The organism is Paracoccus sulfuroxidans (assembly GCF_007830335.1).
GTDB lineage: Bacteria > Pseudomonadota > Alphaproteobacteria > Rhodobacterales > Rhodobacteraceae > Paracoccus > Paracoccus sulfuroxidans.
In genome coordinates, this window is record NZ_VLKU01000013.1 from 41,075 (window position 1) to 65,475 (window position 24,401).

Here is a 24,401-nt window from a genome sequence, read left to right on the forward strand (position 1 = left end):
GATAGCAGAATAAAGAAAAGCCCGGCCAAGTGCCGGGCTTTTTCATGGCTGTGTCAATGCAGCTTCGCCAGACGGCGGGTCAGGTCATCGCGCAGCGCGATGCGTTCCTCGGGTGACAGGAAGGCGCCCAGCTCGACCTCGCGCTGGCCATCGGTCAGCACCAGATAGCTTTCGACAGGCCCGTCGCTGCGCAGGGATGAGCGGAGCCAATAGGGATTCGCCTCCCATATGCGGTCCTTGCGGCCCGGATCGTGGCGCGTCAGGTGCAGCCGTTCGCGGTCCAGAAGCAGGGTCTCATGCGTGGTGCCGCTGCGATAGCTGCGCTGGATCGCGTGCCACAGCGCCCAGACAACCAGCGCAGCGAAGGGCAGAAGCCCCCACATCACGCTGGAGCCCACGACCGCCAGCAGGGGCAGGGCGAGCCCGCCCGCCGTCAGCCCGATGACCCAGACGAAGCCCGCGCGGGGCAGCGAGCGGTACGGCCAGACCTCCAGCCGAAATGAAGCGGCCCCGGAATCATCCGGGGCCGTATCGAACCATTGATATGGCATCTTAGTGGGCGTGGCTGCGGTCCCAGTCCTCACGCTTCGGCAGTTGCTCGAACGTGTGCTCGGGCGGAGGCGAGGGCAGGGTCCATTCCAGCGTGTCGGCGTGCTCGTTCCAGTAGTTGGGGACGTTCACGCGGCGACCGGCGAAGAGCGTGTAGAACACGATGCCGATGAACAGCAGGAACGAGGCGAACGAGATATAGGCACCGATCGACGAGATGTTGTTCCAGTACGCGAACTCGACCGGATAGTCGATGTAGCGGCGCGGCATGCCCTGGCGACCCAGGAAGTGCTGCGGGAAGAAGATCAGGTTCGAACCGATGAACATCATCCAGAAGTGCAGCTTGCCCGCCCATTCCGGATACTGACGGCCCGACATCTTGCCGATCCAGTAGTATACGCCGGCGAAGATGGCGAAAACGGCACCCAGCGACATCACATAGTGGAAGTGCGCCACGACGTAATAGGTGTCGTGATAGACGCGGTCCAGCGGTGCCTGCGACAGGACAACGCCGGTGACGCCGCCCACGGTGAACAGGAACAGGAAGCCGAACGCCCAGAGCATCGGCGTCTTGAACTCGATCGAGCCGCCCCACATCGTCGCAATCCACGAGAAGACCTTGATGCCGGTGGGCACTGCGATCGTCATGGTGGCCAGCATGAAGTAGGCCTGCTGGGTCAGCGACAGGCCGACGGTGTACATGTGGTGCGCCCAGACGACGAAGCCCAGGATACCGATTGCGGCCATGGCCAGAACCATCGGCAGGTAACCGAAGATCGGCTTCTTGGCGAAGGTCGAGATGACGTGGCTGATGATGCCGAAGCCCGGCAGAATGATGATGTACACTTCCGGGTGGCCGAAGAACCACAGGATGTGCTGGTACAGGATCGGGTCGCCGCCACCTGCGGGATCGAAGAAATGCGTCCCGAAGTTGCGGTCCATCAGCAGCATGGTGATGGCGCCAGCCAGCACCGGCAGAGCCAGAAGGATCAGCCAGGCGGTGATGAAGACCGACCATGCAAACAGCGGCACCTTGAACAGGGTCATGCCGGGGGCACGCATGTTCAGGAAGGTGGTGATGATGTTGATGGCACCCAGGATCGACGAGGCACCCGAGACGTGGACGGCGAAAATCGCCAGATCCATCGAGTAGCCTGCCTCGGTGGTCGAGAGCGGCGGGTAAAGCACCCAGCCCACACCCGAGCCCATCTGGTCAGAGCCACCGGGCGCCAGAAGCGACGCGATGCCCAGGGCGACGCCGCAGACATACATCCAGTAGCTGAGGTTGTTCAGGCGCGGGAAGGCCATGTCCGGCGCACCGATGTGCAGCGGCATGAAGTAGTTGCCAAAACCGCCGAACAGCGCGGGAATCACGACGAAGAACATCATCAGGACGCCGTGATAGGTGATCATCACGTTCCACAGATGGCCGTTCGGCGTACATTCCTGCGAGGCATCGGCGATGAAACGCGCGCCCTCAAGGCACATGTACTGCACACCCGGATGCTGAAGCTCCATCCGCATGTAAACGGTGAAGCAAACCGAGATCAGGCCGACAACGCCGGCCGTGAACAGATACAGGATACCGATATCCTTGTGGTTGGTGGACATGAACCAACGGGTAAAGAACCCGCGGTTGTCATGATGGTCACCGTGGCCGTGAACGGCTGCGTCTGCCATGCGCGAACTCCCTAGACATGCGGCTGGCCGACCCAGAGGGGTCAGCGGACTTGGACTTTCTTCTAGTGCACAAAAATCTGATCGGCAATGCGCCGGAAGGCTGAAATGCAGCGCCCCCGGTCGCAGATATGCTGTCCGGGGGCGCAATTGTTGCCTTGCTGCGACAGACCGCGCCCTAGGGCGCGGCGCGGGCAGGCCGATCAGTTGGCGGCAGGGGTCTCGGCCGACTCGCCCTCAGCGGGCGCTTCAGCCGGCGCTGCTTCAGCGTCAGCCGGGGCGGCTGCGGCACCGGCGTCCGGCGAATTCTGCGCCAGGAAGGCGATGACATCGGCCTGGTTGCGGGCCAGTTTGAAGGTCATCTTGGTCTTCAGCGACGCGTCGCCGACCTTTTCCTCAACATATTTGTTGGGGTCGGTGATGTAATGCTCGAGGTCCTCGGGGGTCCAGATCTCACCGGCTTCGCCCAGTTTGATCAGCGCGTCCGAGAACTTGAACCCTTCGGCGGTCCCGGCCTTGCGGCCCACAACGCCATAGAGGTTCGGGCCGGTCTTGCCGCCCTTGACCACGTCGGTCCCATCGGGCGCCTGGATCATGTGGCAGGCCTTGCACTTGCGGAACTCGCTTTCGCCCTTCGCCGGGTCTCCGGCGTCCTGCGCCATTGCAGGCAGAGCAAAAAGACTGGCGGCAAGCGCGGCATAGATGCTGGTCTTCATGGCGTTTCCTTTAGGAATTTTTGGTTTCGAATCGTCTGAGGAGCGTACTCCCTGCAGGTTGGCTTTAGCACCGCCTGCGGGCTCACAATATAGCAAATGTTGAAGACTGCGACGTAGGGTTACCCTTGGGCGGTGGCCGGGCAGGTCATTCCGGCTCGGGGAAGGACTGTGCGAAGGTGCGTTTCAGCGCCACGTCCAGATCGCCCAGATCGACGGGCCGTCCCATGTCCACGAGGCTCGTCACCCCATGCCCCGAGATGCCGCAGGGCACGATGCCCGCGTAATGTTCAAGGTCCGGTTCGACATTGATCGAAATGCCGTGAAAACTGACCCAGCGGCGGAGTTTGACACCGATGGCGGCGATCTTGTCTTCGCGCATCTGGCCATCCAGCAGGGGTGGAAGGTCGGGGCGGGCGATCCAGACGCCGACGCGGCCCTCGCGGATCTCGCCCTTCAGGTTGAACTCGGAAAGCGCGGAAATGACCCAGTTTTCCATGGCTGCGACAAAAGCGCGCACGTCGCGCCCACGCTTGTTCAGATCCAGCATGACATAGACGACGCGCTGGCCGGGGCCGTGATAGGTGTACTGCCCGCCGCGCCCGGCCGCATAGACGGGAAAGCGGGTCGCGTCGGTCAGATCGGCGGGTTTGGCGCTGGTGCCTGCGGTGTAAAGCGGCGGATGCTCGACCAGCCAGATCAGCTCTTCCGCCTCGCCCGCATGGATCGCGGCGACGCGCGCCTCCATCCGCTGGACGGCGGTTTCATAATCCAGAAGTCCGGGTTCAGTAATCCATTCCACCATGAGCCAGCAGATAGCCCTCTGCAGGGCGACCGGCAAGATGGCGCGCAACATGAGCGCGGCTCATCATCATAGTGCGGATGATGAATTTCCCTAAAGCTGCGAGGGCGGCTATAAGGCAGGCTTGCATTGCCCGCGGAAAGCACCATGACCCAAGCCAAGAAGCCCGTTCCCTCGCCCGTTTTCGACGCTCTGCGCAAAGCCGCAACCGAGCGGATCCTGATCCTTGACGGCGCGATGGGCACGCAGATCCAGCAGCTGGGTCTGAGCGAGGATGACTTCACCGGCCATGGCTCGGGCTGCGCCTGCCATCACCATTCCGACCATCCGCAAAAGGGCAATAACGACCTTCTGATCCTGACCCAACCCGAGTCGATCGAGGAAATCCACTACCGCTATGCGAAGGCGGGCGCGGATATTGTCGAGACGAACACCTTTTCCTCGACCTCGATTGCGCAGGCCGATTACGGGATGCAGGCGGCGGTCTATGACCTGAACTTCCACGGCGCCCGGCTGGTCCGACGCGCGCTGGACCGCGCCACGGCCGAGGATGGCCGCCCCCGCTTCGTCGCAGGCGCTTTGGGGCCGACGAACCGCACAGCCTCGATCTCGCCGGATGTGAACAATCCGGGCTACCGCGCCGTGACTTTTGACGACCTGCGCATCGCTTACAGTGAACAGCTTCGCGGTCTGATCGACGGCGGTGCAGACATCATCCTGATCGAGACGATCTTCGACACGCTGAACGCCAAGGCCGCGATTTTCGCCTGCGAGGACGTGTTCATCGAAAAGGGCGTCCGCCTGCCGGTGATGATCTCGGGCACGATCACCGACCTTTCGGGCCGCACCCTGACCGGTCAGACGCCGACCGCCTTCTGGTATTCGGTGCGCCACGCCATGCCGTTCTCGATTGGCCTCAACTGCGCGCTTGGTGCAGCGGCCATGCGCCCGCATCTGGCCGAGATTTCCAGCGTGGCTGACACCTTCACCTGCGCCTATCCGAACGCGGGCCTGCCGAACGAAATGGGCCAATACGACGAATCGCCCGAATTCATGGCCGCGCAGATCGAGGAATTTGCGCGCGAAGGTCTGGTGAACATCGTCGGCGGCTGCTGCGGCTCGACCCCCGCGCATATCCGCGCCATTGCCGAGACCGTGGCGAAATACCCGCCGCGCCCGCTGCCCGAGATCGAGCCGCGCCTGCGCCTCTCGGGCCTCGTGCCCTTCGTGAAAACCGACGACATTCCCTTCGTGAACGTGGGTGAGCGCACGAACGTCACCGGCTCGGCCAAGTTCCGCAAGCTGATCACGGCGGGCGATTACGCGACCGCCTTGGATATTGCGCGCGATCAGGTCGAAAACGGCGCGCAGATCATCGACGTCAACATGGATGAGGGGCTGATCGATTCGAAGCAGGTGATGATCGATTACCTGAACTTGATCGCGTCCGAGCCCGATATCGCCAAGGTGCCGGTGATGATCGACAGCTCCAAATGGGAGGTGATCGAGGCCGGGCTGAAATGCGTGCAGGGCAAGTCGGTGGTGAACTCGATCTCGCTGAAGGAAGGCGAGGAGGCGTTTTTGCACCACGCCCGCCTGTGCCGCGCCTACGGGGCGGCGGTCGTGGTCATGGCCTTTGACGAAACCGGGCAAGCCGATACCGAGAACCGCAAGGTCGAGATCAGCGCCCGCGCCTATGACCTGCTGGTCAATGAAGTGGGCTTCCCGCCCGAAGATATCATCTTTGACCCGAATATTTTCGCCGTGGCGACAGGGATCGAGGAGCATAACAACTACGGTCTCGACTTCATCGGGGCGACCCGGCGGATCATGCAGACCTTGCCGCATGTGCATGTGTCGGGTGGCGTCTCGAACCTGTCGTTCAGCTTTCGCGGCAACGAGCCCGTGCGCGAGGCGATGCATGCCGTCTTCCTCTATCACGCCATTCAGGCGGGGATGGATATGGGCATCGTCAACGCCGGTCAGCTGGCCGTTTACGACCAGATCGCCCCGGAACTGCGCGAAGCCTGCGAGGATGTTGTCCTGAACCGCCGCGACGACGCGACCGAGCGGATGCTGGAGATTGCGCAGAAATATCGTGGCGGCGAAGGTGCCAAGGGCCGCGAGAAGGACCTGAGCTGGCGCGAATGGCCGGTCGAGAAGCGGCTGGAGCACGCGCTGGTCAACGGCATCACCGAATATATCGACGAGGATACCGAGGAAGCGCGCCTGAACGCCGCCCGCCCGCTGCATGTCATCGAAGGCCCGCTGATGGCCGGGATGAACGTGGTCGGCGACCTTTTCGGTTCGGGCAAGATGTTCCTGCCGCAGGTGGTGAAATCGGCCCGCGTGATGAAGCAGGCCGTGGCCCATCTTCTGCCCTTCATGGAGGCCGAGAAGGAAGGCGGCGCGTCCTCGGCCGGGAAGGTGCTGATGGCGACGGTGAAGGGTGACGTGCATGACATCGGCAAGAACATCGTCGGCGTCGTGCTGGCCTGCAACAATTACGAAATCATCGACCTTGGCGTGATGGTTCCGGCGACGAAGATTCTGGAAACCGCGAAGCGCGAAAACGTGGATATCATCGGGCTTTCCGGCCTCATCACGCCCTCGCTGGACGAGATGGTGCATGTGGCCTCCGAAATGGAGCGGGAAGGTTTCGACATTCCGCTGCTGATCGGTGGTGCCACGACCAGCCGTGTCCATACGGCGGTCAAGATCAACCCGCGCTATCACAAGGGCCAGACGGTTTATGTGACCGATGCCAGCCGCGCGGTGGGGGTCGTCTCGAACCTGCTGTCGGACGGCAAAGCCAAGTTCACCGCCGATGTGAACGCGGAATACCTCGACGTGGCCGAGAAATATTCGCGCGGCGAGGCCGACAAGAAGCGCCTGCCGCTGGCCACGGCACGCGACAATCCGGTCAAACTGGACTGGACCGGCTGGCAGGCGAAGACCCCGCAATTCCTGGGCGCGCGTGTCGTCGACGACTTCACCCTGGCCGAGATCGCCCGCTATATCGACTGGACCCCCTTCTTCCAGACATGGGAGCTGAAGGGCGTCTATCCGCGCATCCTTGAGGATGAAAAGCAGGGCGAGGCCGCGCGCCAGCTGTTCGCCGATGCGCAGGCGATGCTGAAGCAGATCATTGATGAGCAGTGGTTCAAGCCGCAGGCCGTCATCGGTTTCTGGCCCGCGAACCGGGTCGGCGACGACATCCGCCTGTGGCAGGATGACAGCCGCAGCGCGCCGCTGGCGACCATGCACACGCTGCGCCAGCAGATCGCCAAGCGCGACGACCGTCCGAATGTGGCGCTGGCCGATTTCGTCGCGCCCGAGGGGCTGGTCGACTATGTCGGCGGCTTCGTCGTGACCGCCGGCGCGCAAGAGCAGGCGATTGCCGATCGCTTCAAGGCGCAGAACGATGATTTCTCGGCCATTCTGGTGCAGGCGCTGGCCGACCGCTTCGCCGAGGCGCTGGCCGAGATGATGCATGAACGCGTGCGGCGCGACTATTGGGGCTATGCGGCGGATGAGACCTTCTCGCCGGAAGAGCTGATCGGCGAGCCCTACAAGGGCATCCGCCCCGCGCCCGGCTATCCGGCCCAGCCCGACCACACCGAGAAGGTGACGCTGTTCGATCTGCTGGATGCCACGAATGCCGCCGGGGTCGAACTGACCGAGTCGATGGCCATGTGGCCCGGCGCCTCGGTTTCGGGGCTCTATATCGGTCATCCCGAGGCCTATTATTTCGGCGTGGCGAAGGTCGAACACGATCAGGTGGTCGACTATGCCGCTCGCAAGGGCATGACGGTGACCGAGGCCGAACGCTGGCTGGCCCCGCTTCTGAACTACACGCCTCAGGCGGCGGTGGCGGCGGAATGAAAAAGGCAGGTGGCGCGCGCGATTGCCCCTTTTCAAGTGGTTCGCAACCGTCTAGATAGCGCTGGCTACGAGATGCGGTCGTGGCGGAATTGGTAGACGCGCAGCGTTGAGGTCGCTGTTCCTTAACCGGAGTGAAAGTTCGAGTCTTTTCGACCGCACCATCAATTTGCTGAAGAAGCGGGGATTTCCCCGCTTTTTTCATTTCTGCTCCCCAAGTGAAACTGCTGAATTGACGCGCCGGATGACGCAGGCCCGCCACCTTCTCGATGTGGCCGGGCAAGTCCGCATATTCTTGCGCTGAACGCTTCCGCAGCCCCTGCCATCTCGGCGCCACTACCTGCCTCAGAAGGCAGTTGCAATTCGCGCGACCCGCCGCTTACTCTGGTTCAGCGGAAACGAAAAAAGCCTAAAACAGGGAGACCGCGAGTTGACAGTGCCAAGCGGCAACGATTCCTTCGTGATGTTTGACCATGTGCAAAAAAGCTATGATGGACAAACGCTTGTCGTCAAAGACTTGAACCTGGCAATCGCGAAGGGGGAATTTCTGACGATGCTGGGGCCCTCGGGCTCGGGCAAGACGACCTGCCTGATGATGCTGGCGGGGTTCGAGACCGCGACGCATGGCGAGATCCGCCTTGATGGCCGCAACATCAATGACGTGCCGCCCCACAAGCGCGGCATTGGCATGGTCTTCCAGAACTACGCGCTGTTCCCGCATATGACGGTCGGAGAGAACCTGTCTTTCCCGCTGGAAGTGCGCGGCATGGGCAAGTCCGAACGTGAGGACCGCATCACCCGCGCGCTCGACATGGTGCAGATGGGCAAGTTTCGCAATCGCCGCCCGGCGCAGCTTTCGGGCGGCCAGCAGCAGCGGATCGCTCTGGCCCGGGCGTTGGTCTTTGACCCGAAGCTGGTGCTGATGGATGAGCCGCTGGGCGCGCTCGACAAGCAGCTGCGCGAGCATATGCAGTTTGAAATCAAGGCGCTGCACGAACGGTTGGGGATCACTGTCGTCTATGTGACCCATGATCAGGGCGAGGCGTTGACCATGTCGGACCGCATCGCGGTCTTCAACGACGGGCGCATCCAGCAGCTTGCGCCGCCCGCCGCCCTTTATGAACGCCCCGAAAACAGCTTCGTCGCCGGGTTCATCGGCGAAAACAACGCGCTGCGCGGCACGATCGAGAAGCTTGAGGGCGACAAGGCGCTGGTCCGGCTGGCGAATGGAGAGCTGATCGACGCAAGCGCCGTCAATATTCGCGAAGTGGGGCAGCCCACGACCGTCTCGATCCGGCCGGAACGGGTCGAGTTCAAGCCCGATCTCATGCCCGCCGATGCCCATACGCTCGAGGCCGAGGTGCTGGATGTGATCTATATGGGCGACATCCTGCGGGCCGTGCTGCGCGTCGCCGATGATGATGAATTCGTGATGAAATATCGCAACACGCTGGGCCAGACCAAGCTGACCCCCGGACAGAAGCTGCGCATCGGCTGGCACCCGCTGGACGCGCGCGCGCTGGATCCGGTGTGACCGAAACTGGGTCGCAGGCCTTTGCCTGCACCCTGACCCGCTGATCGAAGTGGCGCAGACACATCGATCCGGGACTGCCCCGACCGACCCCTGACGGGGCGGGGCCAAGATGGACGGCGAATGCCGCTGCTTTCAACCTCGGGAGATACTGATGAAAAGAACTCTTGCCCTGACCACCGCGCTGAGCCTGCTGGCCATGCCGGCCCTCGCGGATGTGAACCTGCTGTCCTGGGGTGGCGCCTATGGCAACAGCCATGTCGAGGCCTATGTGAAACCCTTCGAGGCCAAGACCGGAACCAAGGTCATCGTCTCGGATGCGGACAACCCCGCAACCCCGCTGAAGGCGCAGGTCGAGGCCGGGAACGTGACCACCGACGTGGCCTCGGTCGAATATGCCGACGCCGTGCGCCTCTGCGACGAGGGTCTGCTGGAAGAGATCGATGCCTCGATCCTGCTGCCCGCGCCCGATGGCACCGCTGCAGCGGATGATTTCATCGAGGGCGCCGTGACCGATTGCTTCGTCGGCACCGACGTCTATTCGATGATCATCGCCTATGACGACAGCAAATACCCCGATGCGAAACCCGCGACGCCTGCGGATTTCTTCGACACGGCGAAATTCCCGGGCAAGCGCACCATGCGCAAGGGCGCGAAGTTCAACCTTGAGTTGGCGCTGATGGCCGATGGCGTTCCCGCAGCCGAGGTCTATGAGACGCTGGGCACGCCCGAGGGCGTTGACCGCGCCTTCGCGAAGCTCGCAACCATCAAGAACGACGTGGTCTGGTGGGAAGCGGGCGCCCAGCCGCCGCAGCTTCTGGCGGATGGCGAGGTCTCGATGGCCTATGCCTTCAACGGCCGGATCTTCGACGCGGCGGTGAAGGAAAACAAACCCTTCAAGATCGTCTGGGACGGTCAGGTCTATGAGATGGAAGGCTGGGTGATCCCGAAAGGCGCGCCAAACATTGATCAGGCGAAAGAGTTCATCGCCTTCTCGACCTCGTCCGAGCAGCAGGCCAAGGCCGCCGAATACATCGCCTATGGTCCGCCGCGCAAATCGGCCGCCGCGCTGGTCGGCAATATCCAGGGCACCGACACCCCGATGGGTCCGAACCTGCCGACCTATGCCGACAACCTGAAGGCCGCGCTGGCGTCGAACCTTGATTTCTGGGTCGACCATGATGCCGAACTGAACGAGCGCTTCAACGCCTGGCTGGCCGCGAACTGATCGAAACCCCTGTCGCGGCGGGCGCTTTCGCCGCGACACCCCTCTCGTCCGGGCTGGACCGCCCGGGACCGGGGGCAATGATCGATGACGGCGTACCGCCGCCATCTGATGGACGCGAGGAAGAACGAAGGAAGCCCGATGGTCAAAGCGCTTGATCCCCACGCCGCAATCGTGACCGAGGCTGGTGGCCTTGATCAGGGCGGCAGCCTGACCACGGCGGATGGAGAGCCGCTGGCCCGCGCGCTGGTGCGCAGCTCTCGTCGGGCGCGGCGGCGGGCCTTGCTGCTGGTGCTGCCGCTTCTGCTGTTCATCGTCGTCACCTTCATCAATCCGATCGGGCAGATGCTGCATCGCTCGGTCTTCAATGACGGTTTCTCGGCCAATATGCCCGAGCTGACCGTCTGGTTCAAAGAACACCCCCGCGGCACCCAGCCGGACGAGGCCGCCTGGCAGGCGCTGGCCAATGACCTGCAGGCTGCGGCGCAGGTGCGCACCATCGGCGTCGTGGGCACGCGGATGAATTACGAGATGGCGGGCACGCGGTCGCTGTTCACCTCGGCCGGGCGGAAGGTCCGCGACGGGTTGCAGCCGCCTTACCGCGAGGCGATGCTGGAGATCGACAGCAAATGGGGCGATCCGGCGCTGTGGTCGGCGATGCGCAACGTCTCATCGGCCTATACGACGTCCTTCTATCTGGCCGCACTGGACCTGAAGCGCGACGAGAATGGCGACATCGTCCGCGTTGCCCCCGAGCAGCGCGTCTATGTCATGCTGTTCATCCGCACCTTTGTGCTGTCGGCGATCATCACGGCGATGACCTTCCTTCTGGGCTTTCCGATTGCACATCTGCTGGCGACCCTGCCGCTGCGCAAATCGAACCTGCTGATGATCCTGGTGCTGCTGCCGTTCTGGACCTCGCTTCTGGTGCGGACCTCGGCCTGGATCGTGCTGCTGCAGCAGCAGGGCGTGATCAACGACATCCTTGTCTGGCTGGGGCTGATCGGCAACGGCCAGCGGCTGCAGATGATCTATAACCAGACCGGCACCATCGTCGCGATGACGCATGTGCTGCTGCCCTTCATGGTGCTGCCGCTTTATTCGGTGATGCGCACGATCAACCCGTCCTATGCGCGGGCGGCGCGCTCGCTGGGGGCGACCAGCTGGACGACCTTCCGCCGGATCTATTTCCCGCTGACGCTGCCGGGGCTGGGGGCAGGGGCGCTGTTGGTCTTCATCCTGTCGGTCGGCTACTACATCACGCCCGCGCTGGTCGGCGGCTCGTCGGGGCAGCTGATCTCGAACATGATCGCGATGCATATGACGCAATCGCTAAACTGGTCGATGGCCGCCGCGCTTTCGGCGCTGCTGCTGGCGGCCGTGCTGATCCTCTATTGGGTCTATGACCGCCTTGTCGGCATCGACAATCTGAAGCTGGGGTAACGAAAATGGCTGTTCCGACCTACGCATCCCCGCTGGAGAAGATCTGGCACTATGCCTATCTGGTGATCTGCGCGGCGATCTTCTTCTTCCTGATCGCGCCGATCATCATCATGATCCCGCTGTCCTTCAACGCCGAGCCCTATTTCACCTTCACCGAGAAGATGCTGTCCTTCGACCCCGAGGGATATTCGATGCGCTGGTACAATGCCCTGCTGACCTTCGGCATGGCAGCACCCGACGCGCCGCGCGATTCCAGCTGGTGGATGGACGCCTGGCAGAACGCGAAATGGATCAAGGCCGCTAAATCCTCGGTCATCATCGGCATCTTCTCGACGCTGGTGGCGACTGTGCTGGGCACGGTGGCCGCCCTTGGCCTTGCGCGGGCCGAGATGCCCTATCGCCGCCTGATCATGGCGACGCTGATCTCTCCCATGATCGTGCCGGTGATCATCACGGCGACGGGGCTGTTCTTCTTCTACTCGAACCCCTGCGGGCCGCTGCAGCTGGTGGGCTATGAGGGGCCCTGCGGCAAGCTTGCGCAGACCTATCTGGGCGTGATCCTGGCCCATGCCACGCTGGGGATTCCCTTCGTCATCATCACCGTCACCGCATCGCTGATCGGCTTTGACCAGTCACTGTCGCGTGCCGCCGCCAGCCTTGGGGCTAAACCGACGACGACCTTCTTCAAGATCATCCTGCCGCTGATCCTGCCGGGCGTGATCTCGGGCGCGCTGTTTGCCTTCGTCACCTCGTTCGACGAGGTGGTGGCGGTCCTGCTGATCGGCGGCCCCGACCAGCAGACCATTCCGCGCCAGATGTGGAACGGCATCCGCGAGCAGATCTCTCCCGCGATTCTGGCGATTGCCACGCTGTTGGTGATCTTCTCGATCGCGCTGCTGACGGTGGTCGAGCTGCTGCGCCGCCGGTCCGAGAGGTTGCGGGGCGTCACGCCGCGCTGATCTTTCAGTCTGGTCGATACCGAAGATGGATGAGGGGGTAGGGCCTTCCCTGCCCATCAAGCGCGGATCTTCCGCTGCGCAGGAAGCCAAGATGTTCGTAGAAGCCAAGCGCCTCTGGATTCTGCTCGTTCACATCGGTTGTCAGGGCGGGATGGGCCGCGAGTGCCCGTGAAATCAGGGCTTTGCCGATCCCGGTGCCATGCTGGTCGGGGTCGATGAACAGCGCCTCCAGATGGCCGTCATGCAGAAACATGAAGCCCTGCGGCGTGCCTGAGGCATCCACGGCAAGCTCCAGGCTCACCTGTGGAAAGAACTCCACAACCTCTGCCTCAATCGCCGACCTGTCGTCGGGCGTGAGGAAGTGATGCGTGGCGTCTACCGCCCGGCGCCATATCTCCATGACGCGCGGCAAGTCCTGATCTGTCGAAGGTCTGAACGTAAGCATGGGACCTGTTAACGGTTCCTTCTTACTTTCTGCAATAGGCTCAGGGCAGGATCGCCAGCCAGAACCAGATCGTCAGGATCGACAGCGCGGTCCCGACCAGCACGCTGGAGGCCGCCACGCGCTTGCCCGCATCATAGATCGAGGCGAAGAGATACGCGTTGATCCCCGGCGACATACTGGCGGTGATCACGGCCGAGCGCATGGCCCCCTGCGGCAGCGCGAACAGATGCCCCAGCCCATAGGTGATGACCGGATGGATCACCAGCGAGCAGAGGCAGCAAAGCGCAATCGCGGTCGCGTCGCCCTCGGGTCGGTAGCGGTAAAGGACGCCGCCAAGACCGAACAGCGCCGCTGGCAACGCGGCGCGTGCCATCATGTCGGTCGCGGCCCAGAAGCCCTCGGGCATGACTAGCCCGGCCTGCAACAGCAGGTTCATCGCCACACCGCAGAGGATCCCGATGATCAGTGGCGTGTGCAGCACGCCCGACAGGGCACGCAGCGCGATGCGCCCGACCGAGAGGCTTTGGCCGCGCGCCCGGGTGAACTCCATCATGGTGATGCCGAAGGTGTAAAGCAGCGGGGAATGGATCGCGATGATCGCAAGGTTGCCCGCAATCGCCTCGGCGCCATAGGCGCGCTCCATGATCGGGATGCCCAGCAGGAGCGAGTTCGAGAAGAGGCACACAAAACCGATGGCCACCGCGTCCTCGGGGTTGCGCCCCAGATAACGCCCCGAGACGAACCAGCCGATGAAATAGGACAGGAAGGCCCCGGTGTAGAAGGCGATCCACATGCCCGCGTTGAAGTTTCCGGCCAGATCCAGCCGCGAGATATTGGCGAAGAGCAGCACCGGAACCGCGAAGTTCTGTGCAAAGCGCATCAGCCCATCAACCGCGATCTCCGAAAACATCTTCCGCCAGGCGACGACGTACCCAAAGCCGATGATGATGAAGACCGGCAGGATGACGTCGAACAGAATGGTCATTGGAACTCGATCACCATGCCATCATGGGCGGGGACAACATGCGGCGGCGTTTCGGCCATGACATCGTCGTAATCCAGATCGATGTGCATATTGGTAAGGACACCGCGCGGCGCGCCCGAGCGTTGCAGCCAGGACAGCGTCAGCTCCAGATGGGCGTGGCTGGGGTGCGGCTTGCGGCGCAGGGCATCGCAGATGAAGACCTCGCAACCCATGATCTGAGGCCAGGAATCTTCGGGGATCTGGCGCACATCGGGCAGATAGACCAGCCCGCCGCCGGGGGCAGGCACGCGAAAGCCAAGCGCGTCGAGGTCGCCATGGTTCACCCGGAAGGACACCAGCTCGATTTGACCACCCGGGCCGTCGATGCGGATCGGGCCGTCGATGTCATGCAGGGTGCAGATCGGCGGATAGGAGGAACCCGGGGGCGTTTCGAAAATATAGCCGAACCGGTCCAGCAGGGCGGCGCGCGTCTGCTCATCGGCCCAGGTCGGGATCTTGCGGTCGGCGTTATAGGCCAGCTGCCGCAGATCATCGATGCCGTGGATATGGTCCGCGTGGGGATGGGTATAGACGACCGCGTCCAGCGTGCCGATCCCGGCCGCCAGAAGCTGCGGCACCATGTCGGGGCCGGTGTCGATCAGGACCTGCGTGACGCCCTCGGGGCCGGGGCGCTCCAGCAGCAGCGCGCAGCGCTGGCGACGGTTGCGGGGATTGTCGGGATCGCACTCTCCCCACCGACCCCCAAGCCGAGGCACCCCGCCGGATGACCCGCAGCCAAGGATCGTCGCCCGGATCATGCCTGCGCCGCCCGCGTGAACAACCGGTCGAAATTGGCGCTGGTCAGCCGGGCAAATTCGGCCTCGGACAGGCCCAGCGTCTGCGCCCCGACCTTGGCGGTATGGGCGACATAGGCGGGCTCATTGCGCTTGCCGCGAAACGGCGGCGGCGCAAGATAGGGCGCGTCGGTTTCGACCAGAATGCGGTCATGGGGGGCGGCGGCAAAGATCTCGCGCAGCTCGGTCGAGCGCGGGAAGGCGGCAATCCCCGACATCGACAGGTAAAAGCCCAGATCCAGCGCCGTGCGGGCCAGCTCGGGGCCGCTGGTGAAGCAATGCATGACACAGGAATAGGCGCCGATGCGATGCTCTTCGGTCAGGATGCGGGCCATATCCTCATCGGCATCGCGGGCGTGGATGATCAGCGGCAGGCCGGTGCGACGTGCGGCCTCGATATGGGTGCGCAGGCTGACCTGCTGAATTTCGGCGCTGTCGGCGGTGTAGTGGTAATCAAGCCCAGTCTCGCCATAGCCCACGAATTTCGGGTCTTCGGTCAGCGCGAGCAGTTCATCGACCGAAACGAGCGGCTCTTCGGCGGCATACATCGGGTGGATGCCTGCGGCGTAGAAGATGCCCGCATGTGCCTCGACGATGGCCCGAACGCGGGGCAGGTTCTTCATGCGCGTGCAGATGGTGACCATGCGGGTCACGCCAGCCGCGCGGGCGCGTTCGATCAGCTCCGCCTGCTGGCCTTCGAAATCCGGGAAGTCCAGGTGGCAGTGGCTGTCGACCAATGCGGGCAAAGAAGCGGAAGCGGTCATCCAAAATCCAACCTTATAGGGCAGGCTGGTTCGCCAGCCCGATCAGCATATCCATCACCAGCGCCGAGGGGTCAAGGTTGACCGCCCGCCCGGCGCGGGCGCGCGCCGAAAGCTCGGCCTGCGCCCCGGCCCAAAGCCGGGCCGCGCGCGGATCGGGGGAAAGGCGGGCCAGCATGTCGGCCTCACCCTCGGCCGCTTCGGGCAAGGGCGGCCCCAGCAGGCCCGCGCGGGCGGCGCGCGACAACAGGCGATCCAGCAGCGTGACGATCAGATCGAACGGGTCGCCATCCGCGCTGGCCCGCCCGCCCGCCATCTCGGCAATCGCGGCGGCGGCCTTGCGATCCATGCGTGGCATAGTGGCGAAAAGGTCGACGAGCTTCTGATAGGCTTCAAGCCCGTCCTGACCCGTCAGCCGCAACGCCTCGCCGACCGAGCCTGCGGCCAGCGCCGAAAGACGCTCTGGATCGGCCTCGACATTGAGGGCCTGCAGGATTGCGGCCATGGGCTCGGCCTCAAGCGGATGCAGGCGCAACTCGCGGCAGCGCGACCGGATCGTCGGCAAAAGGCGGGCGGGTTGATGCGAGACGAGGATCAGGGTCGCCGCAGCAGGGGGCTCTTCCAGTAGTTTCAGCAAAGCGTTGGCGGCGGCGGTGTTCATCTCATCCGCAGAATCGATGATGGCGACGCGTCGCCCGCCCTCGGCTGCGCTGAGGTGGAAGAAGGATTGCAGGCGCCGGATTTCGTCGACGGTGATCTCGGTTCGCAACCGGCCGGATTTCTCATCGATCGGGCGGCGGACCAGATGCAGACGCGGCTCGGACAAGGCACGGATGCGGCGCACTGTCGGGTTTTCGGCGTCCGAGGCCGCTTCGGCACTTTCCGCTCCGGTCAGCAGCCAGCGCGCGATCAGCCAGGCGAGCGTCGCCTTCCCCGTGCCGCGCGGCCCGGAAATCAGCCAGCCGTGGTGCAGCCGTCCGGTCTGCAACGCGGTCGAGAAATCCTGCAGCGCCGCATCCTGACCGATCAGGCGCAGACTGTCGCGCGGATGCGGCGCACCGGGCACCCGGTCAGGTTCGGGAAGGTCATCCTCGCTCATGGCAGGGCGGCCAGGACGCGCGCGGCGACCTCATCTTCCGAGCCCGAGCCGTCGATGACGCGGATCCGTTCGGGTGCTTCGGAGGCCAGCGCCAGAAAGCCGTCGCGAAGACGCTGCTGGAAGGTAAGGCCCATCCCCTCGAACCGGTCCTCGATGCCGCCTCGCGCGCGGCCGCGCCCCAGCGAGATCGCCGGGTCAAGGTCGATGACGAAGGTCAGGTCCGGTTCAAGTCGGATCGTCAGATCATGCAGCGCTTCGACCAGATCGCGCAGGCTGGCCCGCGCGGCGCCCTGATAGACGCGGCTGGAATCGGCGAAACGGTCGGTGATCACCCAGTCTCCGCGCGCCATCGCGGGCTCAATGACCCGTTCGACGTGATCGCGGCGAGCGGCGGTGAACAGAAGCAGTTCGGTCTCGGGCGACCAGCGCTCATTGCCGCCCTCAACCAGAAGGCGGCGGATTTCCTCGGCCCCGGGGCTGCCGCCGGGTTCACGAGTCAGGACGACCTGGCGTCCGCTTTGGCGCAGGGTTTCGGCCAGTCGCCGGGCCTGCGTCGACTTTCCCGAACCGTCGATCCCCTCAAAACTGATGAACATGTCCGGGCGTTCTCAGGTGCCAGCCGCATTGAGAGCGCGTTGGCCCAGCCGCATGGCGGCGCTTTGCAGGCGACCCAGAATGCCGCTTTTCTCGACATCGGTCATCGCAAACAGCGGCATGCGCGACTCGCCGGTGCCGGGAATGGTGATGATCAATTCGCCCAGCCGGTCACCTGCCGTGATCGGGGCGGGAATGGGACCCGAGAACACCGCCTCGGCCTTGACACCCGATTGCGCGCCCGCCGGAATGAGCACGCGGACGCCGTCGCGCGTGGTCAGCGCCACGCGCCCTTGCTTGCCAAGCCAGACCGGAGCCTGCGCGACTGCCTCACCCTGCGGGACGATGGTGCGCATGGTGAACTGGCGGAAGGCCCAGTTCACGATCCGCTCGGCCTCTTCGGCGCGGGCCTTGTCGCTGGCGAGGCCCATGACGACGAAAATGACGCGACGGTCTCCCTGCATGGCGGAGCCGACAAGGCCAAAGCCAGCCTCGGCCGTGTGTCCGGTTTTCAGGCCGTCGGCGCCGATCCCGAGTTGCAGCAGCGGGTTGCGGTTGTGGCGGTTCGAGGGCGCGCGGTCGCCATAGCGGAACTCTTCCAGCGAGAAAAAATGGTAGAATTCGGGGAAATCGGCAATCAGATGCTGTGCCAGCACGCCCAGATCGCGCGCCGTCATCTGATGTCCCGGATCGGGCCAGCCCGACGCGTTCTTGAAGACCGAATGCGTCAGGCCAAGCGCCTGCCCGCGTTCGGTCATCTGACGCGAGAAGGCCTCTTCCGTGCCCGAAAGCCCTTCGGCCACCACGACGCAGGCGTCATTGCCCGAAAGGACGACAATGCCCTTGATCAACTCTTCGACCGTGGGGCGGTCGGTTTCGTTAAGGAACATGGTCGAGCCCTGCATCTGCCGCGCCTTGGTCGACACGGGCAGGCGGGTGTCCATCTGGACGCGGCCCTCTTTCAGCGCCTCGAACAGCATATAAACCGTCATCAGCTTCGACATGGAGGCGGGCGGCAGAGCCTCATCCGCGTTTTTCTCCATGAGGACAGTGCCCGTCGCCACGTCATAGACCCAGGCGGCGGTCGCATTGGTGTCGAATGCCTTCGCCGGAAGGGCCAGAAGGGTCAGGAAGGCGAAAATTCGGAAGGTCAGCGCGCGCATCGAAATCCCTGAAACTTGCGGGTTCTCTTATCGTTATCGCAGCAAAGCCCTACCCGCAACGCCGCGCGGGCCAATTTGCCGAGATGTGAACGCGTGGCCATGCCGGTCGCAGCCCTCGTCAGTAGCTGCGGATCAGCCCCACAAGGCGGCCCTGAACGCGCACCTTTTCCTCGGGCAGCACGCGGGTTTCATAGGCGGGGTTCGCGGCTTCCAGCGCGATCATCGCGCCCTTGCGTCGATAGCGCTTCAGCGTCGCCTCATGTCCTTCGACAAGCGCCACGATGATGTCGCCATTGTCCGCGGTGATCTGTTCGCGGATCACCACCACGTCGCCGTCGTTGATGCCCGCGTCGATCATGGAATCCCCTTTGACCTCAAGGGCGTAGTGATGCTCTTTCCCGCCCAGCATGGTGCTGGGGACGGCGATGTGATGCGAGACTTCCGAGATCGCCTCGATCGGGACACCGGCTGCGATGCGTCCCATGACCGGCAGTTCGACCGCCGAGGCCGAAACCTCCATCGCGCCACGGGGCAGGGGCGCGGGGGGGCGTTGACCGCCCTCGATGACTTTCGGCTGGAAATTCGTGCCTTTGGCCAGCGTATCGGGCAGGCGCAGGATCTCCAGCGCGCGGGCACGATGGGGCAGGCGACGGATGAAGCCGCGTTCTTCCAGCGCGGTCACAAGCCGGTGGATGCCGGATTTGGAGCGCAGATCAAGCGCGAGCTTCATTTCATCGAAGGAGGGCGGCACCCCATCACGCGCCATGCGCGCCTGAATGAACTCAAGAAGCTGGATCTGTTTCTTCGTCAGCATGTGTACGTCCCCGGATCTTGCTGCAAGCACCGTCATGTTCCTTGAATGTTCTAGCCCGGTCAAGCCTTTGCGTCAATCAATAAGCTGATTCGGGTAAACGAAGGGTTAGCGGTCCGGGGCGCGTGTCAGAGCCGGATGAACTTCACCGTTTCTCCGGCCTTGCGGGCGGGGTCATGGGCGGGGCGCATCAACAAGGCATCAGCCTCGGCCAGCAGCCACAGGCGGGCCGAGTCCTGATCGGGGAACGGGTCCAGACGGGGCAGCGGCGCGGCCTCGGTCAAGGCGGCGCGCAGATAGTGCTGGCGGTCGCCCTCGGGCGGCAGGTCGCGGGCAAGGATGGCGTCCTCAAGATGGAACGGCGTGGGCAGGCCCTGCATGGCCAGAAGCAGCGGCTGCATGAAAAGCTTGGCGCAAGTGATGGCAGAGACCGGATTTCCCGGCAGGCCCAGCATCGCGGACGTCATCAGCCGACCTGCCATCAAAGGCTTTCCCGGGCGCATCGCCAGCCGGTAGAAACTGCGCGCCATCCCAAGTTCCGAGGCGACGCGTCCGACCAGATCATGGTCGCCGACCGAAGCGCCGCCAATGGTCACGATCAGATCGGCATCCGAGGCCGCGTTGAAGCGATCGCGCAGGCTTTCCTCGGTGTCGCGGGCGATGGGCAGGATGCGGGCATCGGCACCGCATTCGCGGGCCAGCGCGGCAATCGCGATGTCGTTCGAGCAGATGATCTGCCCCGGGCCGGGCGTCTCTCCGGGGCGAACCAACTCATCCCCTCCGGCCATGACGGCGACGGTCGGGCGACGCGCGACGGTGATCCGGGGCACGTTCATCGCGGCCAGCAGCGCGAGATCCGAGGCGCGCAACCGGCGCTGCGGCTGAAACGCCTGACCTTCCGCAAAATCATTGCCTTGCAGACGGATGTTCAGGTTGTTCCCGGCAGGCGCGACGGTGATCTGATCGCCCTCACGGGTGACGATTTCCTGAATCACCACCTGATCGTAGCCCGCAGGAACCGGCGCGCCGGTGAAGATGCGCACCGCCGTTCCGGGCGCGGCCGAGCCGGTCCAGGGAGCGCCTGCGGCCGCCGTGCCGATGACCGTCAGCGGGCCCGGCAGATCGCCCGAGCGCACGGCATAGCCATCCATCGCCGAGGCGTTGAACGGCGGCTGCGTCAGGCGCGCCGTCGCGGGGGCGGCCATGACGCGGCCCAGCCCGTCCTCGATGGCGATCTCTTCGGTCTGCACGGGACCGGCCAGCGCCAGAACCAGCGCGCGCGCTTCATCGACAGTGATCATCGCATGGCCTTTCAAAGGGGCGGATCAGGGGGCGGCGCGAAACTCGCCCGATTTGCCGCCGGTTTTCGACAGAAGGCGGATGCCCTCGATCCGCATGTCCTTTTGCGCCGCCTTCAGCATGTCATAGACCGTCAGGCAGGCAGTCGAGACGGCGGTCAGCGCCTCCATTTCGACCCCGGTCTTGCCAGCGGTGCGCACGGTCGCGGTGACGCGGATGCCGGGCAGGGCGGGGTCGGCCTCAAGCTCGACCGAGACCTTGGTGATCGGCAGCGGATGGCAGAGCGGGATCAGGTCCGAGGTGTGCTTGGCCCCCATGATCCCCGCCAGCCGGGCCACGCCCAGAACGTCACCCTTGGCCGCGCCGCCGATCGCCAGCGCCAGCGTTTCGGGTGCCATGAAGACCAGCCCTTCGGCCACGGCCTCGCGCGCGGTCTCGGGCTTGTCCGAGACATCGACCATATGGGCCTGACCCTGCGCATCGAAATGGGTCAGCGTCATGCCGCGAGGCCCAGAATCTGCCGCGTCGCGCCCGCCACATCCTGTTGGCGCATCAGGCTTTCGCCGATCAGGAAGCGTTTCGCGCCGATGCTGGCCATGCTGTCCAGGTCTTCGGGCGTGAAAAGGCCGCTTTCGCAGACCAGATCGCGATCTTCGGGGACATGCGGGGCCAGCTGGCGCGTTGTCTCAAGGGTGATCTCGAAGGTCTTGAGATTGCGGTTGTTCACCCCCAGCAGCGGAGATTTCAGCCGCAGGGCGCGGTCCAGCTCGCTGCGGTCATGCACCTCAAGGAGGACGTCCATCCCCCAATGGAAGGCGGCATCTTCAAGCTCGGCGGCCTGTGCGTCCTCGACTGAGGCCATGATGATCAGGATGCAATCGGCCCCCCAGGCGCGGGCCTCGGCCACCTGATAGGTGTCATACATGAAGTCCTTGCGCAGCGCGGGCAGATTGCAGGCGGTGCGGGCGGCGGTCAGGAATTCCGGCGCGCCCTGAAAGCTGGGCGTATCGGTCAGGACCGAAAGGCAGGCGGCGCCGCCCTGCTCATAGGCCTGCGCCAGCGAGGGCGGGTCGAAATCCGGGCGGATCAGCCCTTTCGAGGGGCTGGCCTTCTTGATTTCGGCAATCAGCGCGTGACCGGTCGCGGCCTTGCGGCTCAGGGCCGCAGCAAAGCCGCGCGGGGCATCCGCCGCACGGGCCTGCGCCTCGACTTCTGAGAGCGGGCGGGCAGCCTTGGCGGCGGCGATTTCGTCAAGCTTGTAGGCTTTGATGCGGTCAAGAATATCCATGCCGATGGTTTAGCGCGCCGCCCCGCGCAAAGAAAGGGGGCAGGGATCAGCCTTTGGGCCCGGTCCAGTCGATGGGGGCCTCGCCCCGTGCGCTCAGCCAGTCGTTCACGCGGCTGAAGGGGCGCGAGCCGAAGAACCCGCGCCGGGCCGACAGGGGCGAGGGATGGGCGGTCGCAATCACCAGATCTTTTTGGTCGGGGATGCCCGCCACGGCCTTTTGCGCATGCGCGCCCCAGAGGACGAAGGCCAGCGGACGCAGGTCATGCGCCTTGCGGATGACCTGCCGCGCCAGCCGGTCCCAGCCCCATTTGGCATGCGCGCCCGCCTGTCCGGGTGGCACGCTGAGTGCGGTGTTGAGCAGCAGCACCCCCTGCCGCGCCCAATGGGAAAGATCGCCATTCCGGGGCCTTGCGCCCAGATCCTCATCCATCTCGCGATAGATGTTCGCTAGCGAGCGCGGCAGCGCCGTCTGCGGCGTGACCGAGAAGGCCAGCCCGTTGGCATGGCCGGGCGTCGGATAGGGGTCCTGCCCAAGGATCACCACGCGGGCGGCCTCGGGCGGGGTCAGCGACAGGGCGGCAAAGACATGGGCGGGGCCGGGCAGCCAGTCGAGCCCTTCCAGACGGTCGCGGATCGCGGGCCAGTCGCTGCGGAAGAAGTCCAGATCCGCCCAGCCTTCGGGCGGGATCATGCCTCGGGCGCGCCGGTATGCGCCGCCAATGCGTCAAGCTTGGCCTGAGCCGCGCCGGAATCGATGGAGGCGGCGGCCATTTCGGCCCCGGCGCGCAGATCGGAGGCCTTGCCCGCGATCAGCAGCGCGGCGGCCGAGTTCAGCAGCACCGCGTCGCGATAGGCGTTGCGCTCACCCGCAAGAATGGCGCGCAGGGCGGCCGCGTTATGCGCGGGATCGCCGCCGATGATCGCCTCGAACGGGTGGACCGGAAGCCCGGCATCCTCGGGCAAGACCTCGAATTCCGTAACCTCACCATCGCGCAATTCGGCGACCCAGCTGACGCCTGCAATCGACAGCTCATCGGTGCCGTCGCTGCCGTGGACCAGCCATGCGACCTCGGACCCAAGCTCGCGCAGAGTCTCGGCCATGGGGCGGTTCCAGACGCGGTCGAAGGTGCCGGTCAACTGGCGGCGAACCCCGGCGGGGTTGGTCATCGGGCCCAGCAGGTTGAAGATGGTGCGCGTCCCCAGCTCGGCCCGGGGGGGGCCTACGTGGCGCATGGCGGGATGGTGGACCGGGGCCATCATGAAGCAGATGCCGGTGTCGCTGAGCGCGGCTTGCGCGATCTCGGGCGTCGACATGACGTTGATGCCCAGATGCGTCAGCGCATCGGCGGAGCCTGACTTGGACGACAGATTGCGGTTGCCATGCTTGGCTACGGGCACGCCCGCGCCTGCGACGACCAGCGCGGAGGCGGTCGAGATGTTCAGCGTGCCCTTGCCGTCGCCGCCGGTGCCGACGATGTCGATGGCACCCTCGGGCGCGGTGATGCCGTTCATGCGCTTGCGCATGGCGCGGGTGGCGGCGGCCATTTCCTCGACGGTTTCGCCGCGCACGCGCAGCGTCATCAGAAGCCCGCCGATCTGGGCGGGGGTGGCCTGACCTTCGAAGAGGGTGTCGAAGGCCTGCTCGGCCTCGGCCCCGGTCAGCGGGCGGCTGACGGCGGCGGCGATCAGGGCGCGGATGTCATTGGGCGTGCTCATGCAGCGTGATCCGTCAGGTTTGCGCAGCGGCGCAGGAAGTTGCGGATCATGTCGTGGCCATATTCCGATGCGATGGATTCGGGGTGGAACTGCACGCCCTCGATGGGAAGGGTGCGGTGGACCATGCCCATGATCGTGCCGTCAGGCGCGGTCGCGGTGACGCGCAGGCAGTCGGGCAGCGTCTCGGGCTCGACCGCCAGCGAGTGATAGCGCGTGGCCGTCAGAGGCGAGGGCAGGTCGGCAAAGACCCCGGTGCCGTCATGGGTGATGCTGTCGGTCTTGCCATGCACGATGCGGCCCGCGCGCACGACCTTGCCGCCGAACGCCTCGCCGATGGCCTGATGGCCCAGACAGACGCCGAACAGCGGCAGACCCACCTCGGCCACCTTCCGGATCAGGGGTACGATGATGCCCGCCTGTGCCGGATCGCAGGGGCCCGGAGAGATCACGATCCCTTGCGCGCCCATCGCCAGAGCCTCGTCCACGCTGAGCGCATCATTGCGGCGCACCACGACATCTGCCCCGGCCTCGCCGAAATAATGCACGAGGTTCCAGGTGAAGCTGTCGTAATTGTCGATAAGCAGGATCATGGCGGGGCCTTGCTTTGGGGGGGTGAACCCCGGAAA

At 64.5% G+C, this 24,401-nt stretch carries 23 protein-coding genes and 1 tRNA gene; 6 read left to right on the forward strand and 18 right to left on the reverse strand.

Translation table 11 applies throughout. The features are described from left to right. Nucleotides 1–53: 53 nt before the first annotated feature. The 4 genes from IQ24_RS17375 to lipB all read right to left on the reverse strand — a co-directional run bounded on the left by IQ24_RS17375 (nt 54) and on the right by lipB (nt 3,744). On the reverse strand, nt 54–551 hold the full coding sequence (locus tag IQ24_RS17375) for a DUF2244 domain-containing protein (protein ID WP_145399555.1): 498 nt from the start codon (nt 549–551) through the stop codon (nt 54–56). Between the two features lies 1 nt (nt 552). After that, a complete protein-coding gene (gene ctaD / locus IQ24_RS17380) occupies nt 553–2,229 on the reverse strand; it encodes a cytochrome c oxidase subunit I (protein ID WP_145399556.1) in 1,677 nt (558 codons plus the stop codon). Nucleotides 2,230–2,429: 200 nt separating this feature from the next. Beyond that, on the reverse strand, nt 2,430–2,942 hold the full coding sequence (locus IQ24_RS17385) for a c-type cytochrome (protein ID WP_145399557.1): 513 nt from the start codon (nt 2,940–2,942) through the stop codon (nt 2,430–2,432). Nucleotides 2,943–3,087: 145 nt separating this feature from the next. After that, nucleotides 3,088–3,744 (reverse strand): lipoyl(octanoyl) transferase LipB, encoded by a 657-nt coding sequence (gene lipB / locus IQ24_RS17390; protein WP_145399641.1) that lies wholly within the window; start codon nt 3,742–3,744, stop codon nt 3,088–3,090. Nucleotides 3,745–3,888: 144 nt separating this feature from the next. Here lipB and metH point away from each other — a divergent pair, with 144 nt between their 5' ends. From metH to IQ24_RS17420, 6 genes are all read left to right on the forward strand, one after another. Next, the gene (gene metH, locus IQ24_RS17395) at nt 3,889–7,626 is read left to right on the forward strand and encodes a methionine synthase (RefSeq protein WP_145399558.1); all 3,738 of its coding nucleotides are present in this window, start codon (nt 3,889–3,891) and stop codon (nt 7,624–7,626) included. A gap of 74 nt (nt 7,627–7,700) precedes the next feature. Then, nucleotides 7,701–7,787 (forward strand) — tRNA-Leu (locus IQ24_RS17400). A 299-nt stretch (nt 7,788–8,086) separates the two neighbouring features. Continuing rightward, nucleotides 8,087–9,157 carry an ABC transporter ATP-binding protein gene (locus IQ24_RS17405; protein WP_145399642.1) on the forward strand — a complete coding sequence of 357 codons (1,071 nt, stop codon included), beginning with the start codon at nt 8,087–8,089 and terminating at the stop codon, nt 9,155–9,157. 151 nt (nt 9,158–9,308) lie between these two features. Then, nucleotides 9,309–10,382 (forward strand): ABC transporter substrate-binding protein, encoded by a 1,074-nt coding sequence (locus IQ24_RS17410; protein ID WP_145399559.1) that lies wholly within the window; start codon nt 9,309–9,311, stop codon nt 10,380–10,382. Nucleotides 10,383–10,520: 138 nt separating this feature from the next. After that, complete coding sequence (locus IQ24_RS17415; protein ID WP_145399560.1) at nt 10,521–11,822, forward strand: ABC transporter permease; 1,302 nt, start codon at nt 10,521–10,523, stop codon at nt 11,820–11,822. 5 nt (nt 11,823–11,827) lie between these two features. After that, nucleotides 11,828–12,781 (forward strand): ABC transporter permease, encoded by a 954-nt coding sequence (locus IQ24_RS17420; RefSeq protein ID WP_145399561.1) that lies wholly within the window; start codon nt 11,828–11,830, stop codon nt 12,779–12,781. A gap of 4 nt (nt 12,782–12,785) precedes the next feature. On the opposite strand, the gene IQ24_RS17425 is transcribed toward IQ24_RS17420, so the two are convergent. The 14 genes from IQ24_RS17425 to IQ24_RS17490 form a co-directional block, all read right to left on the reverse strand. Next, nucleotides 12,786–13,226, reverse strand: a complete 441-nt coding sequence (locus IQ24_RS17425; RefSeq protein WP_145399562.1) for an acetyltransferase — start codon at nt 13,224–13,226, stop codon at nt 12,786–12,788. A 40-nt stretch (nt 13,227–13,266) separates the two neighbouring features. Beyond that, nucleotides 13,267–14,211 (reverse strand): AEC family transporter, encoded by a 945-nt coding sequence (locus IQ24_RS17430; protein WP_145399563.1) that lies wholly within the window; start codon nt 14,209–14,211, stop codon nt 13,267–13,269. After that, the gene (locus IQ24_RS17435; protein ID WP_145399564.1) at nt 14,208–15,008 is read right to left on the reverse strand and encodes an MBL fold metallo-hydrolase; all 801 of its coding nucleotides are present in this window, start codon (nt 15,006–15,008) and stop codon (nt 14,208–14,210) included. Before IQ24_RS17435 ends, IQ24_RS17430 begins: the two co-directional genes overlap by 4 nt. Beyond that, on the reverse strand, nt 15,005–15,808 hold the full coding sequence (locus IQ24_RS17440) for a TatD family hydrolase (RefSeq protein ID WP_145399565.1): 804 nt from the start codon (nt 15,806–15,808) through the stop codon (nt 15,005–15,007). The genes IQ24_RS17435 and IQ24_RS17440 overlap by 4 nt, the downstream gene beginning before the upstream one ends. A gap of 13 nt (nt 15,809–15,821) precedes the next feature. Continuing rightward, nucleotides 15,822–16,904, reverse strand: a complete 1,083-nt coding sequence (locus IQ24_RS17445) for a DNA polymerase III subunit delta' (protein ID WP_145399566.1) — start codon at nt 16,902–16,904, stop codon at nt 15,822–15,824. After that, nucleotides 16,901–17,500, reverse strand: coding sequence for a dTMP kinase (gene tmk, locus IQ24_RS17450; protein WP_145399567.1), 600 nt, complete (start codon nt 17,498–17,500; stop codon nt 16,901–16,903). The genes IQ24_RS17445 and tmk overlap by 4 nt, the downstream gene beginning before the upstream one ends. A 12-nt stretch (nt 17,501–17,512) precedes the next feature. Further along, the gene (locus tag IQ24_RS17455) at nt 17,513–18,661 is read right to left on the reverse strand and encodes a D-alanyl-D-alanine carboxypeptidase family protein (RefSeq protein WP_145399568.1); all 1,149 of its coding nucleotides are present in this window, start codon (nt 18,659–18,661) and stop codon (nt 17,513–17,515) included. A gap of 118 nt (nt 18,662–18,779) precedes the next feature. Then, the gene (lexA, locus tag IQ24_RS17460) at nt 18,780–19,475 is read right to left on the reverse strand and encodes a transcriptional repressor LexA (protein WP_145399569.1); all 696 of its coding nucleotides are present in this window, start codon (nt 19,473–19,475) and stop codon (nt 18,780–18,782) included. Between the two features lie 125 nt (nt 19,476–19,600). Further along, nucleotides 19,601–20,773: a molybdopterin molybdotransferase MoeA gene (locus tag IQ24_RS17465; protein WP_145399570.1), complete on the reverse strand. Its 1,173-nt coding sequence runs from the start codon at nt 20,771–20,773 to the stop codon at nt 19,601–19,603. 24 nt (nt 20,774–20,797) lie between these two features. Then, complete coding sequence (gene moaC, locus IQ24_RS17470; RefSeq protein ID WP_145399571.1) at nt 20,798–21,271, reverse strand: cyclic pyranopterin monophosphate synthase MoaC; 474 nt, start codon at nt 21,269–21,271, stop codon at nt 20,798–20,800. Continuing rightward, entirely contained in the window at nt 21,268–22,059 is a 792-nt protein-coding gene (gene trpC, locus IQ24_RS17475) for an indole-3-glycerol phosphate synthase TrpC (protein ID WP_145399572.1), read from the reverse strand. Before trpC ends, moaC begins: the two co-directional genes overlap by 4 nt. 46 nt (nt 22,060–22,105) lie before the next feature. Beyond that, nucleotides 22,106–22,750 carry a uracil-DNA glycosylase gene (locus tag IQ24_RS17480; RefSeq protein WP_145399573.1) on the reverse strand — a complete coding sequence of 215 codons (645 nt, stop codon included), beginning with the start codon at nt 22,748–22,750 and terminating at the stop codon, nt 22,106–22,108. Continuing rightward, nucleotides 22,747–23,775: an anthranilate phosphoribosyltransferase gene (gene trpD, locus IQ24_RS17485; protein WP_145399574.1), complete on the reverse strand. Its 1,029-nt coding sequence runs from the start codon at nt 23,773–23,775 to the stop codon at nt 22,747–22,749. The genes IQ24_RS17480 and trpD overlap by 4 nt, the downstream gene beginning before the upstream one ends. Then, a complete protein-coding gene (locus IQ24_RS17490) occupies nt 23,772–24,365 on the reverse strand; it encodes an anthranilate synthase component II (RefSeq protein ID WP_145399575.1) in 594 nt (197 codons plus the stop codon). Before IQ24_RS17490 ends, trpD begins: the two co-directional genes overlap by 4 nt. Nucleotides 24,366–24,401 lie beyond the last annotated feature (36 nt).